At 61.8% G+C, this 13,359-nt stretch carries 12 protein-coding genes, 1 tRNA gene and 1 pseudogene; 9 read left to right on the plus strand and 5 right to left on the minus strand.

Features of this window, described 5'->3' with window-relative positions:
- Positions 1–12: 12 nt before the first annotated feature.
- A complete protein-coding gene (locus AC3WW4_RS04045; protein WP_488827099.1) occupies positions 13–432 on the plus strand; it encodes a group II truncated hemoglobin in 420 nt (139 codons plus the stop codon).
- Between the two features lie 4 nt (positions 433–436).
- Here AC3WW4_RS04045 and AC3WW4_RS04050 read toward each other — a convergent pair whose 3' ends face one another.
- Together AC3WW4_RS04050 and radC are read right to left on the minus strand one after the other, a co-directional pair.
- Positions 437–1,138 (minus strand): Smr/MutS family protein, encoded by a 702-nt coding sequence (locus AC3WW4_RS04050; RefSeq protein ID WP_488827100.1) that lies wholly within the window; start codon positions 1,136–1,138, stop codon positions 437–439.
- Between the two features lie 21 nt (positions 1,139–1,159).
- Complete coding sequence (gene radC, locus AC3WW4_RS04055) at positions 1,160–1,828, minus strand: RadC family protein (protein ID WP_488827101.1); 669 nt, start codon at positions 1,826–1,828, stop codon at positions 1,160–1,162.
- Between the two features lie 210 nt (positions 1,829–2,038).
- Here radC and AC3WW4_RS04060 point away from each other — a divergent pair, with 210 nt between their 5' ends.
- From AC3WW4_RS04060 to AC3WW4_RS04090, 7 genes are all read left to right on the plus strand, one after another.
- Positions 2,039–2,500, plus strand: coding sequence for an FKBP-type peptidyl-prolyl cis-trans isomerase (locus AC3WW4_RS04060; protein WP_488827102.1), 462 nt, complete (start codon positions 2,039–2,041; stop codon positions 2,498–2,500).
- A gap of 1 nt (position 2,501) precedes the next feature.
- Positions 2,502–3,488 carry a 4-hydroxy-3-methylbut-2-enyl diphosphate reductase gene (ispH, locus tag AC3WW4_RS04065; protein WP_488827103.1) on the plus strand — a complete coding sequence of 329 codons (987 nt, stop codon included), beginning with the start codon at positions 2,502–2,504 and terminating at the stop codon, positions 3,486–3,488.
- A gap of 32 nt (positions 3,489–3,520) precedes the next feature.
- On the plus strand, positions 3,521–4,822 hold the full coding sequence (serS, locus tag AC3WW4_RS04070) for a serine--tRNA ligase (protein WP_488827104.1): 1,302 nt from the start codon (positions 3,521–3,523) through the stop codon (positions 4,820–4,822).
- Positions 4,823–4,895: 73 nt separating this feature from the next.
- Positions 4,896–4,986: transfer RNA gene (locus AC3WW4_RS04075), tRNA-Ser, on the plus strand.
- Between the two features lie 541 nt (positions 4,987–5,527).
- Positions 5,528–7,051, plus strand: a complete 1,524-nt coding sequence (gene istA / locus AC3WW4_RS04080; RefSeq protein WP_488827105.1) for an IS21-like element ISJsp3 family transposase — start codon at positions 5,528–5,530, stop codon at positions 7,049–7,051.
- The gene (istB, locus tag AC3WW4_RS04085; RefSeq protein ID WP_488826812.1) at positions 7,044–7,841 is read left to right on the plus strand and encodes an IS21-like element helper ATPase IstB; all 798 of its coding nucleotides are present in this window, start codon (positions 7,044–7,046) and stop codon (positions 7,839–7,841) included. The genes istA and istB overlap by 8 nt, the downstream gene beginning before the upstream one ends.
- Before the next feature lie 976 nt (positions 7,842–8,817).
- Positions 8,818–9,537, plus strand: a complete 720-nt coding sequence (locus AC3WW4_RS04090; RefSeq protein ID WP_488827106.1) for a hypothetical protein — start codon at positions 8,818–8,820, stop codon at positions 9,535–9,537.
- A gap of 191 nt (positions 9,538–9,728) precedes the next feature.
- On the opposite strand, the gene AC3WW4_RS04095 is transcribed toward AC3WW4_RS04090, so the two are convergent.
- Positions 9,729–10,631 (minus strand): LysR family transcriptional regulator, encoded by a 903-nt coding sequence (locus tag AC3WW4_RS04095; protein WP_488827107.1) that lies wholly within the window; start codon positions 10,629–10,631, stop codon positions 9,729–9,731.
- 99 nt (positions 10,632–10,730) lie between these two features.
- Here AC3WW4_RS04095 and AC3WW4_RS04100 point away from each other — a divergent pair, with 99 nt between their 5' ends.
- Positions 10,731–11,420, plus strand: coding sequence for a nitroreductase (locus tag AC3WW4_RS04100; RefSeq protein ID WP_488827108.1), 690 nt, complete (start codon positions 10,731–10,733; stop codon positions 11,418–11,420).
- 449 nt (positions 11,421–11,869) lie between these two features.
- Here the strand turns inward: AC3WW4_RS04100 and AC3WW4_RS04105 are convergent, their stop codons facing one another.
- A complete protein-coding gene (locus AC3WW4_RS04105; RefSeq protein ID WP_488827109.1) occupies positions 11,870–12,493 on the minus strand; it encodes a tyrosine-type recombinase/integrase in 624 nt (207 codons plus the stop codon).
- 481 nt (positions 12,494–12,974) lie between these two features.
- Positions 12,975–13,304: pseudogene (locus AC3WW4_RS04110) on the minus strand (integrase core domain-containing protein); the annotation flags it as partial.
- Positions 13,305–13,359: the final 55 nt, after the last annotated feature.

The raw sequence follows: 13,359 nt of genomic DNA on the forward strand, positions 1-13,359 counted from the left end.
TGTTGTTTGCCCATGCACGATCCTGCCCAGGACGATGATCCCGCCGAGGCCCTGCCGGCCCCCACTGCGTACACCTTGCTCGGCGGCGATGCCCGGGTGCGCGAACTGGTCGACCGCTTCTACGACCTGATGGACCTGGAGCCGGCCTACACCGAGCTGCGGGCCGCTCACGGCACCACGCTCGACGATGCCCGCGACAAGCTGTACTGGTTCCTGAGCGGCTGGCTGGGTGGGCCGAGCCTGTACATCGAGCGGTTCGGCCATCCACGACTGCGTGCCCGGCATCTGCCGTTTGCCATCGGCATCAAGGAGCGTGACCAGTGGGTCGCCTGCATGAGCCAGGCCATGGTCGATGTGCAGGTGCCCGACGAGCTGGTGCTGCGTCTGCAGCAGGCCTTCATGCAGACCGCCGACTGGATGCGCAACAAGTAAGGCGTCAGTAGCTGGCCTGACCCTTGGTTTTGCCGGGCTTGAGCAACACCACCAGCGCACCCACGCCCCCTTCGTCGGCCCGCGCCTGCACGAAGGCGAGCACCCGCTCACTTTGCACCAGCCAGCGCCGTGTCTTGTCCTTGAGGACAGGTTGCTTGCCGGGCGAGCCCAGGCCTTTGCCATGCACCACGCGCACGCACCGCCAGCCTTTCAGGTGGGCCTGGCGCAGGAACTCGCTGAGCGCTTCGCGGGCCTCGTCGGTGCGCAGGCCGTGCAGGTCGAGTTCGCCTTGCAGCGCCCACACGCCCCGGCGCAGTTTGCGCACCACGTCAATGCCCAGCTCGGGCCGCCGCCACGACAGCGTCTCGTCGGTGTCCAGCAGGCTTTCTACATCGAACTCGTCCGACAGGGATTCGCGCAGCGCGGCTTGCTCGTCGAGCTGACGGCGCGCGGGGATGGGCTGAGGGCGCGGCGGGGGGAGGTGGGCGCGGCCCGTGTGGGGCAGGCCGTGAACGGCACCGACCATGCGCTTGAACAGAGCCGCATCGGCCTCCTGGCTGCGCTGAGTGGCCTCGCGACGCGCTTGCTCGGCGCGCTCCTGCTCACGGCGTGCCGCAGCCTCTTTCGCGGCCTTGCCCAGGGCGCGTTTGAGGTCGGCGAAATCACGCAGCGTGGTGTTGAGGGGGGGCTTGTTGGTGGGGCTCACAAGGCGCAAGCCTACAACAACTTAGATCAGGCCTTTTTCGGCGAAGGACAGGGCGCCGCCCCGCCCGACCACCAGGTGATCGAGCACTCGCACATCGACCAACTGCAGGCTGCTTTTGAGCGTCTGGGTGAGCAACTCGTCGGCTCGCGAGGGCTCCAGCACGCCGGACGGGTGGTTGTGCGCCAGGATCAGGCTGGCCGCGTTGAGCTCGAGCGTGCGCTTGAGCACCTCACGGGGGTAAACCGAGGTTTGCGTGAGCGTGCCCCGAAACAGCTCCTCGCAGGCAATCAGGCGGTGCTGGGCATCGAGAAACAGCACGGCGAAGACCTCGTGGGGCAGGGCGCCCAGGCGCATCTGCAGGTAGTCCTTGACGAGCTGCGGCGAGGAGAACACCGGCTGGCTTTGCAGCGTGCCCGAGAGGCTGCGCCGCGCCATCTCCATCACGGCCATCAGCTCGGCCCGCTTGGCCGGCCCCAGGCCCTTGACGCGGGTCAGTTGCGCTGGCTGCGCGGACAGCAGGCCGGCGAGGCCCCCCAAGTCGGTGAGTACCTTTTCGGCCAGTTGCAGCACGCCCAGGCCTTTCATGCCGGTGCGCAGCAGCAGGGCCAGCAGTTCGGCATCGGCCAGCGCGGCGGGGCCGTGCGTCAGCAGCTTTTCGCGGGGCCGAAGTGCGGCGGGCAGGTCTTTCATCGGGGCGGTGGCAGGCGGTGGATGGAGCGGCACATTCTCGGGTGGGTCGAGTCGGGTGCCTATCCTTCGGAAGAACGCCCTCGGATGGGTGGGCCTGATGCGGAACAAGTCTTTCGCAGATGCGCCTGCGCAAACGGCTTCTGAAACCTAAAATCAGCGTTTTCTTATCCGGAGCCCCGCTGCCGCGTCTGTCGCGCGGGAGACACCCCCATGACCTCTGCTGCCCCCCTGGTGACCCCTGGCGCTTTCCTGACCCTGCACTACCGCCTGGCGGGGCCGGATGGCGGTGACGTGATCAACACCTTCAACGACAAGCCCGCCACCTTGTCGCTGGGCTCGGGCGAGCTGGCACCGGCGCTGGAAGCGCGCCTGATGGGCTTGGCCGAAGGCACCCGCACCGTCATCGATCTGGCCCCGGGCGAAGCCTTTGGTCCGCGCAACCCGGAGATGATCCAGCGCGTGGCCCTGTCCTTGCTGCGCCAGTTGGGCGACCTCGACGAGACCTGGGATGTCGGCGATGTGGTGCAGTTCCCGACGCCCGATGGCAAGGGGGCCTTCGCCGGGGTCGTGCGCGAGATGGACTCCGCTGGGGAGTGGGCCTTGTTTGACTTCAACCACCCCCTGGCCGGCGAGTCGTGCACGTTCGAAGTGCAGCTGATCGGCGTGCTCTGACATGACCCAAGTCCAAGATGTTTTGCTGGCCGAGCCGCGTGGCTTTTGCGCCGGCGTCGACCGTGCCATCGAGATCGTCGAGCGCGCGCTGGCGCAGTTCGGTGCGCCCATCTACGTGCGCCACGAGATCGTGCACAACACCTATGTGGTCAACGACCTCAAGGCCAAGGGCGCCATCTTCATCGAAGACCTGGCCGAGGTGCCGCCCGGCGCCACGCTGATCTTCAGCGCCCACGGCGTCAGCCAGGAAGTGCGCCGTGAGGCCGATGCCCGTGGTTTTCAGGTGTTTGACGCCACCTGCCCGCTGGTCACCAAGGTCCACGTGGAAGTGGCCAAGCTGCACCGCGAGGGCTATGAGTTCATCATGATCGGCCACAAGGGGCACCCCGAGGTCGAAGGCACGATGGGCCAGGTCAGCGAAGGCATCTATCTGGTGGAGGACGAGGATGACGTCGCCACGGTGCAGGTGCGCCACCCCGAGAAGCTGGCCGTGGTCACGCAGACCACGCTGTCGGTGGACGATGCGGCGGGCATCCTGGCCGCCATCAAGCAGCGCTTTCCGCACATCCGCGAGCCCAAACAGCAAGACATCTGCTATGCCACGCAGAACCGCCAGGATGCGGTCAAGATCATGGCGCCGCAGGTGGACGTGGTCATCGTGGTGGGCAGCCCCACCAGCTCCAACAGCAACCGCCTGCGCGAACTGGCCGAGCGCCTGGGCACCCCGTCCTACATGATCGACAGTCCCGATGACCTGCAAGAGGGGTGGTTCGACGCGCACCCGCGTGTGGGCCTGACCGCGGGCGCTTCGGCCCCGGACGTGCTGGTGCAGCAGGTGATTGCCCGCCTGCATGCGCTGGGTGCTGTGGGCGTGCGCCGCATGCAGGGTGTGGAAGAGCATGTGCGCTTTCCACTGCCCAAGGGGCTGGGTGGCACGGGGCTGGACCGACCGCTGCCGACCGAGCGCAACACCGACAATAGCCGCTAAGCTAGATCCACATTCCAACCTGATTCCTCACCATGCTTGACATTGCCCTGCTGCGCAAAGACCTCGACAGCGTGCTGGCCCGCCTGGCCAAGCGCAAGAACCCGCAGCCCTTCCTGGACGAGGCCGCCTACCGCGCGCTCGAAGCCGAACGCAAGACCATCCAGAGCCGCACCGAAGAGCTGCAGTCCCAGCGCAACAGCCTGTCCAAGCAGATCGGCATGCTCAAAGGCAAGGGCGAAGACGTGTCGGCCGTGATGGCGCAAGTGGGCGGGATCGGCGACGAGCTCAAGGCCAGTGCCGACCGCCTGGAGGTCATCCAGACCGAGATCGCGGCCATGCTGTTGGCCGTGCCCAACCTGCCGCACGACAGCGTGCCGGTGGGTGCGGACGAGTCGGGCAACGTGGAAGTGCGCCGCTGGGGCACGCCCGCTACATACAGCTTCGAGGTCAAGGACCACGTGGACGTGGGCGCGCCACTGGGGCTGGACTTCGAGACGGGTGCGAAGCTGTCGGGCTCGCGCTTCAGCTTCCTGAAGGGGCCTGCCGCACGCCTGCACCGCGCGCTCGCCCAGTTCATGCTGGACCTGCAGACGCAGGAGCACGGCTACACCGAGTGCTACACGCCATATCTGGTGCAGGCCAAGGCGCTGCAAGGCACCGGCCAGTTGCCCAAGTTCGAGCAGGACCTGTTCCATGTCACGTCGGGCGACGGTGAGGCGTCTGACAGCAAGTGGTACCTGATCCCGACCTCGGAGGTGACGCTGACCAACTCGGTGGCCGACACCATCGTGCCGTTGGACCAGTTGCCCATCAAGCTCACGGCGCACAGCCCATGTTTCCGCTCGGAGGCGGGCAGTGCTGGACGTGACACGCGCGGCATGATCCGCCAGCACCAGTTCGACAAGGTGGAGATGGTGCAGATCACCACGCCCGAGCAGAGCTATGAGGCCCTCGAAGAGATGGTGGGCCACGCCGAGGCCGTGCTGCAAAAGCTGGAGCTGCCGTACCGCGTGATGTCGCTGTGCACCGGCGACATGGGCTTTGGCGCGACCAAGACCTATGACCTGGAAGTGTGGCTGCCCGCGCAAAGCGCTTACCGCGAGATCAGCTCTGTGTCGAACTGCGAGGCCTTCCAGGCCCGCCGCATGCAGGCCCGCTTCAAGACCGCGCAAGGCAAGAACGAACTGGTGCACACCTTGAATGGCTCGGGCCTGGCGGTGGGCCGTGCCATGGTGGCGGTGCTGGAGAACCACCAGCAGGCCGATGGCTCGGTGTACGTGCCGGTGGCCCTGCGTCCCTACCTGGGTGGTGCCGAGTTCATCCGCATGGCGTGACGACGCCTGCAACGCCAAAAACTGGTGCTATACTTGCGGGCTACACACCGTTGACCACGGGTGCACCAGTTTAGGAGAGGTGGCAGAGTGGTCGAATGTACCTGACTCGAAATCAGGCGTAGGTGTATAACCTACCGTGGGTTCGAATCCCACCCTCTCCGCCAAGCATAAAGCCCAAGTGATTGATTCACTTGGGCTTTTTTGTTTTTTGTTGAGTTCGCTCTACCATCGTTTCCACCTTTGAGTTACGGATGGGGTTGGATCGCTTTGAACGTCTTTGTAGGTAGGTTGGGTAGTCGATGGTTGGGCCGGTGGAGGATGGGGCTGGCATCGGGCGGCCAACTCCCTGACGGCCAACCCGGCGGCAACGCTTCCGGCACTAGGCGTCCCCGCCTTGGTTCACGACAGCCGCATCGGCGCGATCTTTGTGAACTAAGCGTAGCGATCCATGAACTGTCACTTAATCCCATAACCTATTGTCATCAAAGGGATTTGTTGGCAAAATTGGTTTTAAGTCCTGCACCTATATCTAGATAAGAGATCGCAAGATCAATAAATTCTGGTTCATCGGCTGTTGGCCGTAAGAAATGTTGGCGCCGACCGAAAACTGAGCCACTTATGAGGGGTGTGCCGATCTAAAACTGAGCCAGGTGTTCAACCTACCCTGCTGCTTTTTGATGCAGCGGGGTTCGAGGAGTGATCACCATGGACATGATCGGCAGAATCCGGCGGCTGCACAGCCGAGGCAAGAAGTCAGAGCGGGAGATCTCGCGGATGACGGGGCTGTCGCGCAACACGATAGCCAAGTGGCTCAAGGCGCCATTGGATGGCGAGCCCAAGTACCGGCGAGGCGAGCAACCGGGCAAATTGACGGCCTTCCACGAGGTTCTCAAGCAGGCACTCAAGGCCGATGCCCATCGGCCCAAGCACGAGCGCCGCACGGCGCGGGCGCTGTACAGCGAGCTCAAATCGGCAGGTTATGAAGGCGGCTACAGCCGCGTGACGGACTTCATCCGCCAGTGGCGCCAAGGCGAGGGCCAAGCGGCAGCGACGCGAGCCTTCGTGCCCTTGTCGTTCGAGCTGGGCGAGGCATTCCAGTTTGACTGGAGCGAAGAAGGCCTGGTGGTGGGCGGCATTTACTACCGCCTGCAGGTCTCGCACATGAAGCTGTGTGCCAGCCGTGCGTTCTGGCTGGTGGCGTATCCCAGCCAGGGGCACGAGATGCTGTTCGATGCGCACACGCGCAGCTTTGCGGCGCTGGGCGGGGTGGCCCGTCGGGGCATCTACGACAACATGAAGACGGCCGTGGACCAGGTCAAGAAGGGCAAGGGCCGAGTGGTCAACGCCCGCTTTGCGGTGATGTGTGCGCACTACCTGTTCGACGCCGACTTCTGCAACGTGGCCAGTGGTTGGGAGAAGGGCGTCGTCGAGAAGAACGTGCAAGACAGCAGGCGGCGCATCTGGATCGATGCAGCCAAGCAGCGCTTTGGCTCCTTTGCCGAGCTCAATGCCTGGTTGGGCGAGCGCTGCCGCAGCCTGTGGGCCGAAGTTCGCCATCCAGAGCACCAGCAGTTCAGCGTGGCCGAGATGCTGGAGCATGAACGTGCCCACTTGATGTCGATGCCTCAGCCCTTTGACGGCTATGTGGAACGCCCGGCGAGGGTGACCAGCACCTGCCTGGTCTCAGTGGCACGCAACCGCTACTCTGTGCCCTGCGAGTTGGCCGGGCAGATGGTCAGCACCCGGCTGTACCCGACGCGGGTGGTCGTGGTGGCCAACGATGAGGTGGTGGCGCAGCACGAGCGATTGACTGACCGAGGCCAGACCCGTTATGACTGGCAGCACTACATCCCGCTGGTGCAAAGAAAGCCCGGTGCGCTGCGCAATGGTGCCCCCTTCGCCGACCTCCCTCCGGCCTTGCAGCAGTTACGCAGAGGGTTGCTGCGCCAGGCTGGTGGCGACCGTGTCATGGCGCAGGTACTGGCCATTGTGAGCACAGCTGGCCTGGATGCGGTGCTGGTAGCAGTGGAGTTGGCGCTGGAGAGCGCGCCACCGTCTGGCAAGGTCAGCGTCGAGCATGTGATCAATGTCCTGAGCAGGCTCAATCCTGCGCCCACGCCAGAGGATGCGCAGACCTGTCTGCAGGCGACAGTGGCACCACTGGCCAATACGGCGCGCTACGACAGCTTGCGCGGGCAAGGCGGCACGGAGGAGATCAACCATGCGTGATATCGCCGCAGAGCTTAAGCAACTGCGCCTGCACGGCATGGCGGGCGCCTGGCTGGACCTGATCGAACAAGGGGCCAGTACGGGCTCAGAGGAGGCACGGTGGTTGATTGAACACCTGCTGCAGGCCGAGGCCACAGACCGAGCCATGCGCTCGGTGAGCCATCAGATGCATGCAGCCAAGTTCCCTGTGCATCGAGACCTGGCTGGGTTCGACTTCGCTGTGTCACCCGTTGACAGCAAGCTGGTTCACACGCTGGCAGAGACAGGCTTCACAGAAGTGGCGCACAACGTGGTGTTGGTGGGAGGGCCTGGCACCGGCAAGACCCACCTGGCCACGGCCATCGGTGTGTCCGGCATCACCAAGCATGGCAGGCGCGTGCGCTTTTACTCCACGGTGGATCTGGTCAACGCGCTAGAGCAAGAGAAGGCACAAGGCAAGGCCGGACGCATCGCGACGAGCTTGCTGCGCCTGGACCTGGTGATCCTCGATGAGCTGGGCTACCTGCCGTTCAGCCAGGCCGGCGGTGCGCTGCTGTTCCACCTGCTCAGCCGGCTATACGAGCACACCAGCGTGATGATCACGACGAACCTGGACTTCGCGGAATGGTCGCGCGTCTTTGGAGATGCCAAGATGACCACGGCGCTGCTGGACCGGCTCACGCACCACTGCCACATCCTGGAGACGGGTAACGAGTCACATCGGTTCCTGCACAGTTCCAGCACGGCCAAGAGGCGCATCAAGGCACGAGAGCAGTCTCGGATGCAGGCGGCGGCAGAGGGCAAGGCCTGACACGCAAAGCAAAGGGGGAAGCCGCTGCGCGGCCTCCCCCTTGATGATCAACCAAGCCAGCCGAAGGGATCAAAACCCGGCAAGGCTCTACACTTATCCACAGCTGACCACCCTTTGGTCGGCTACCAGCCCTGGCTCAATATTGGATCGGCACGGTGGCTCAGATTTGGATCGGCGCGCACATTGCTATCTTCAAATGCAAAGGTAAAGCGAGTGCCAAAGGTGGGTTGGCTGGATTTGGGGACAGGGGAGGTCTACGAATCTCCATGGCTATGGTCACCGAGAGGTTGCAGACTCAAAGTCCAAGCAGCAAGTACCCAGTAATTTCATCTACGATGCTGGCCTAGCTATCAGGCTGCAGCCTAGATCAGGATGCAGGCACGCTGAAGGTGTGTCCTGGGCGTCAACCCATTCAACATGCATTTGAAGTCAGGCAGCTTCAACTTTATGCCAGCACGCGATACAGAGTGGTGCGCCGACTTGCTGCTCACCACGGAGCGTCCCCGAAAGGAGTGTTGAGAAAAGCGCCGTATCGTGAGCGCAAAAAAGCCCGGGAATGAACCCGGGCCAAACGTGGAAACAACTACGAAACTTTGAGCCATTTGAGACCTTTGTTCGTCAAGCGTTGACCTCTGCCAAACATTGCTCTCATTCATGTATAGCTTGTGCAGTGATCGATGATGGACTGTTGAGGCAAATATTTATATTCCTATACATCCCATTGTGACGCCCTAGCATTCGCAGAGAGATGTCCTAGAGTTATTGAAGGTGCTGGCCATCGTTGACCGTCAGTCCGTTCGGTGCTGACCTGAATTTTTGAACTGACCCACGGCAGCATTCGACCCGCTGCGGTCAATCAACGCTAGGATTTAAGCGTACTGAATCACTTGAATGCCGACCGAAGATGCCAGGTTTGTGTGCGAGCCAACAAACGACCAGTAGGATGCCCGAGCATGTACACCCCTATGAAATGCGTATGACAACACTGAGCCCCGAACTTCGCGACATGCTGCACGCGTTGACTTGGTACATGACGGCACGGAAGACCGCGCTGCGCGCAGCTTTGTCGTTCCGCACACCACTCACAACGATCATGCACACTGATATGCGCGTCCAGTACAGCGCCTATTTCCAGAATCTGTTGTCCGCAACTGAGCTAATGCGCGAACAGACGCTGCTACCTCCAAAGTCTTTTGAGACGGAGCTGTATGCGCGGTTCGTCTTCCCTGGATTTCAGGACGGCGAGTCGAACTACGAATACATCAAGTACCTGAGAAACGCCATCGTCCATCGCGGATACGACATCACGTCGGCCGCGCACGTTGCCGGTGATTTCCTAATGCTCGTCGCGGAACCGAGTTTTCAAAACAATGCTAAGAACCCTGCAAAGATCAAGACTTTCCATACCTTCGACAAATACTTGCTGAATATCATCACAAAGTGTGAGTCGGTTATTGGTGGCGTGATATTCGATACTTTGAACAAAGCTGGCGTCTTCCAGGCAACCATAGATCCGCAAGCCGCAATTGCTGAAACTCGCACCGCTATTCAGAACTCGCACGTGATGCCAGATTGGGTCAAAGCGATGGCTTCAGCGACGGAACTCAAACCCGAGTGGTTCGTCGATATGCACAGTTCAATGCATGGCCAGCTACGCGAAGCACTAGCACCGCTCGAGATCTCGAATCCGGTCTAAAGAGCCGATCGCCAGCGGCTGCAAATGGCCGGTTGCGGCTGTCGCAGTTCGACCCTAAGAGCGGCTAACACCACCCAGAAAATCGAAGATTTTCGGTTGAGACGAGGCGCGAAGCCGCAGCCAGTACAAGCTAAGCAACGACGTATCAAGGGTTGTGTTATCGGCTCTAACAGCTACTTATTTAGCACCACCTACACCCCGAACGCCTGCATGGCCTCGTCCACAAAGCAGCGTAGCTTGGCGGTGCGCTGGCGGTCGGCGGCGTAGATCAGGTGCATGGGGCGCGACGGCCCTTCAAACGCGGGCAGCACCCGCTGCAGGCGGCCGGCGTGCAGATCGGCCTGCACCAGGTCTTCGGCCGCCAGCAAGATGCCCGCGCCTTGCAGCGCGGCCCGCAGCTGGGCCTGGCCGCTGTTGACCTGCAGAGGGCAATTCACCCGCACGGCAAAGCGCTGGCCGCCCTGGGTGAACCCCCATTCGTTGAAGACCTTGCGGTTCCAGAACACAAAGCCGATGCACGGGTGCTTAACCAGATCGGCCGGCTGCTGCGGCTGGCCAGCGCTGGCCAGGTAGGCCGGCGACGCGCACGCCACCATGCGGTAGGGGCGCAGCGGCCGCGCCACCAGGCTGCTGCTGTCGCCCACGGCCGCGTCGCCAATGCGAAACGCGGCTTCCATGCCCTCTTCCAGCAGGTTCACCACCTGGTCGGACAGGCGCAGATCCACCTCCACCTGGGGGTAGCGCTGCATAAAGCCCACGGCAAAGTCCACCAGCGACTGCGCACCAAACTGGTGGGGCGCGCTGATGCGCAGCTGACCCTGGGGCGCACTGCCTGCCTGCAGCGCCAGCGCGTCGGCGGCATCGGCCTGCTGCAGCAGCTGCACGCAGCGCTCGTAGTACAGCTGGCCCAGCTCGGTGAGGCTCTGGCGGCGCGTGGTGCGGGTCAGCAAGGTGGTGTGCAGCCGCGCCTCCAGCGCTTGCACGTAGCGGGCCACCATCTGCGGCGTCAGGCCCAGCCGGGGTGCGGCAGCGGCAAACGAGCCGGCATCCACCACGGCCACCAGCACTTCCATGGAGCGAAAACGGTCCAGCATTCACTACCTTCAGTTGTTAAACATCCATTTACCAGTGTATTTATCCAACTGATAGTTGTCATTACGCTCAGGGCTTTCCACGTTTGAAGCCTTGTTGCCATGTCTGCGCCTGTTTCCGATGCCGCTGCTTTCTCCACCCTGGTGCGCCGCCGCCGCGCCACCCGCCAGTTTTTGCCCACGCCGCTGACGCCCGCGCAGCTGCAGGCCGTGCTGGCCGATGCGCAGCACGCCCCGTCCAACTGCAACACCCAGCCCTGGCAGGTACACATCGTCTCCGGTGCGCAGCGCGCCGCGCTGTCTGCCGCGCTGCAGCAAGCCGCCATCCAGGGCGATGCCGCGCCCGACTTTTCCTTCGACATGGCAGCCTTCCACGGCGTGCATGCCCAGCGCAGCCAGGCCAGCGGCAAAGCGCATTACGAGTTGCTGCAGATCGCCCGCCACGACACCGCTGCCCGCCAGGCCGAGGGCCTGAAGAACTTCGACTTTTTTGGCGCACCGCATGTGGCGCTGTTGTTCATGCCCGAGATTGGCGACAACGTGCGCACCGCCGGCGATCTGGGCATGTACGGCCAGACGCTGCTGCTGTCGCTTACCGCTCACGGGCTGGCGGGCATTCCGCAGACTTCGGTATCGATGTTCGCCCCCACCATCCGCCGCGTGCTGGGCCTGGGCGCAAAGCACAAGCTGCTGTTTGCCATCTCCTTCGGCCATGCCGACCCGGCGGCTGCCGTCAACCAGCTGGACGTGGGCCGAGCGCGGGTGGAAGACAGCGTGGTGTTCCACAGCTGATGGCGAGTTTATCGGCCAAATCAGCACCTAACGCACTATAAGAGCGCTCTAGCAGCTATGGAATCCAGAGTAAAACTGGTAGCTGCCATCCGGCGGCACCTCGCCTGCACCGACACACCACCATTCGGTTGTCTTTGGCGGTGGCTCCGGGCTGTCCTGCCTGGCCAGGTAGCAGGTCTTTGATGCGCTCCCAGTGCCCGTCACTGAGGGCGTATCTTTTACTCATTCTTCCACTTGGTGCTGGAGCCGCAACTTTCAACCGCAAGGGTATTAATTGATGACACGCCCTAATCATATTGATCGAATTTCCATCCATCACCATGGCTTCTATATGGAACAACGAGTCTCTGCTTCTGGCCGAGTGTGTGATTTCGAGCCTGCGCCGTAAAGAAGCCGCTCAAGTCGTGCTGCCTAGTCCCTGACAAGAGCAGCACGACCGTAAGCTTGGTTCAGATTTCGGTTTGTTCGGAAATCTCCAGTGCATCGTCAACCTCTATGCCGAGATACCGGACGGTCGACTCCAGCTTGGAGTGTCCAAGCAGCAACTGGACGGCACGCAGGTTTTTGGTTCGTCGATAGATCAGCGTGGGCTTGGTTCTTCGTATCGAATGGGTACCATAGCTTGCGCGCTCCAGCCCTAGCTCATCCACCCAGTGGGCTAGGATACGGGCGTACTGACGTGTTCCCAGATGAGGGGATCTGTGGATCCTGCTTGGGAACAAAAAGCTATCGGATTTCAGCTCCGCATGCCTGATCCATGCCTGCAGGGCATCTCGTGTCGTTGATGTGATTTCAAATTGCACAGGCCGCTGCGTTTTGTGTTGCATAACGATGGCGCGTGTCGCCATCTGATCACCGTGGCAAACGTCCCTGACCTTCAAAGCAACCAGGTCACAGCCTCGCAATTTGCTGTCGATACCCAGGTTGAAAAGTGCAAGCTCCCGGATTCGGTGCTCCATTTGCAGGCGCACGCGAAGTGCCCAGATGTCTTTGACCTTGAAAGGGGCCTTTTGGCCCACGATTTTTCCCTTGTTCCACGGCTCATGATGGATAGCGCTGGCGACGGATTCCATGATGGTCTCCCATCGAGTTGAGGGAGACCATCAATACGCTTGATTGGCCAGGAAGTCGATGCACTGATCCAGCATCAGCTCAATGAATTCGCAGTCGAATGGCAGCTAACTGGCGTATCTTTGAAGTACCGTAGTCGGCCAGTTGCAGTCCAAGGCGAGAAAGCGGTCCTGGGCTGCTTCTTGCCAAACTCAGCCAGTCACGACCAGCTGCCTAGTCAGTCGTAACCGGCACAGGGGCAGTTCAACCGGAATACGCATTATCGAACTAGCCTACTGCCTCCTCTGCTTCAGAGCTACAAGCAAAGCTCCGCTAGCATCAAAGTATCTTGATCGAGCACTGAGACTTTGATGTGCTTCGCAAGAATGCGTGCATCAAGTGCACGTACAGGTGCAGACCAACCCGATTCCGGACCGTGCGTAAGCTTCTTTTTTAACCGCTTGCTGAAGCGCCCCGGGTTTCGCGGAGGCCAGTTGGTTTAAGTCAGACGGTCACGGCCTGACCAGCGCGTTGTTGGTGGTAGTTTGCCTCGAACTCGGCGGGCGGGACATTGCCCAGTGGCCCCATCAATCGATGGTGATTGAACCAAGAGACCCATTCCAGCGTTGCGAGCTCGACGGCCTGCTTGGTCTTCCACGGGCCACGGCGGTGGATCACCTCGGCCTTGTACAAGCCGTTGATGGTCTCAGCCAGGGCGTTGTCATAGCTGTCTCCCTTCGAGCCCACGGAGGGCTCGATCCCGGCCTCAGCCAGGCGTTCGCTGTAGCGAATGGAAAGGTATTGCGAGCCCCTATCGGAATGGTGAATCAGGCCATCGTCCTGTGATGTTGAATCACGAGCAAAACTGAGCCACTGAAGGGTCTCCGTC

Source organism: Aquabacterium sp. TM01, assembly GCF_057808345.1.

Coding starts and splice junctions, on each gene's coding strand:
- AC3WW4_RS04090 (WP_488827106.1), top strand. CDS start 8,818: ATGACAACACTGAGCCCCGAACTTCGCGACATGCTGCACGCGTTGACT.
- AC3WW4_RS04060 (WP_488827102.1), top strand. CDS start 2,039: ATGACCTCTGCTGCCCCCCTGGTGACCCCTGGCGCTTTCCTGACCCTG.
- radC (WP_488827101.1), bottom strand. CDS start 1,828: ATGAAAGACCTGCCCGCCGCACTTCGGCCCCGCGAAAAGCTGCTGACG.
- istB (WP_488826812.1), top strand. CDS start 7,044: ATGCGTGATATCGCCGCAGAGCTTAAGCAACTGCGCCTGCACGGCATG.
- ispH (WP_488827103.1), top strand. CDS start 2,502: ATGACCCAAGTCCAAGATGTTTTGCTGGCCGAGCCGCGTGGCTTTTGC.
- AC3WW4_RS04045 (WP_488827099.1), top strand. CDS start 13: ATGCACGATCCTGCCCAGGACGATGATCCCGCCGAGGCCCTGCCGGCC.
- AC3WW4_RS04095 (WP_488827107.1), bottom strand. CDS start 10,631: ATGCTGGACCGTTTTCGCTCCATGGAAGTGCTGGTGGCCGTGGTGGAT.
- istA (WP_488827105.1), top strand. CDS start 5,528: ATGGACATGATCGGCAGAATCCGGCGGCTGCACAGCCGAGGCAAGAAG.
- serS (WP_488827104.1), top strand. CDS start 3,521: ATGCTTGACATTGCCCTGCTGCGCAAAGACCTCGACAGCGTGCTGGCC.
- AC3WW4_RS04105 (WP_488827109.1), bottom strand. CDS start 12,493: ATGGAATCCGTCGCCAGCGCTATCCATCATGAGCCGTGGAACAAGGGA.
- AC3WW4_RS04100 (WP_488827108.1), top strand. CDS start 10,731: ATGTCTGCGCCTGTTTCCGATGCCGCTGCTTTCTCCACCCTGGTGCGC.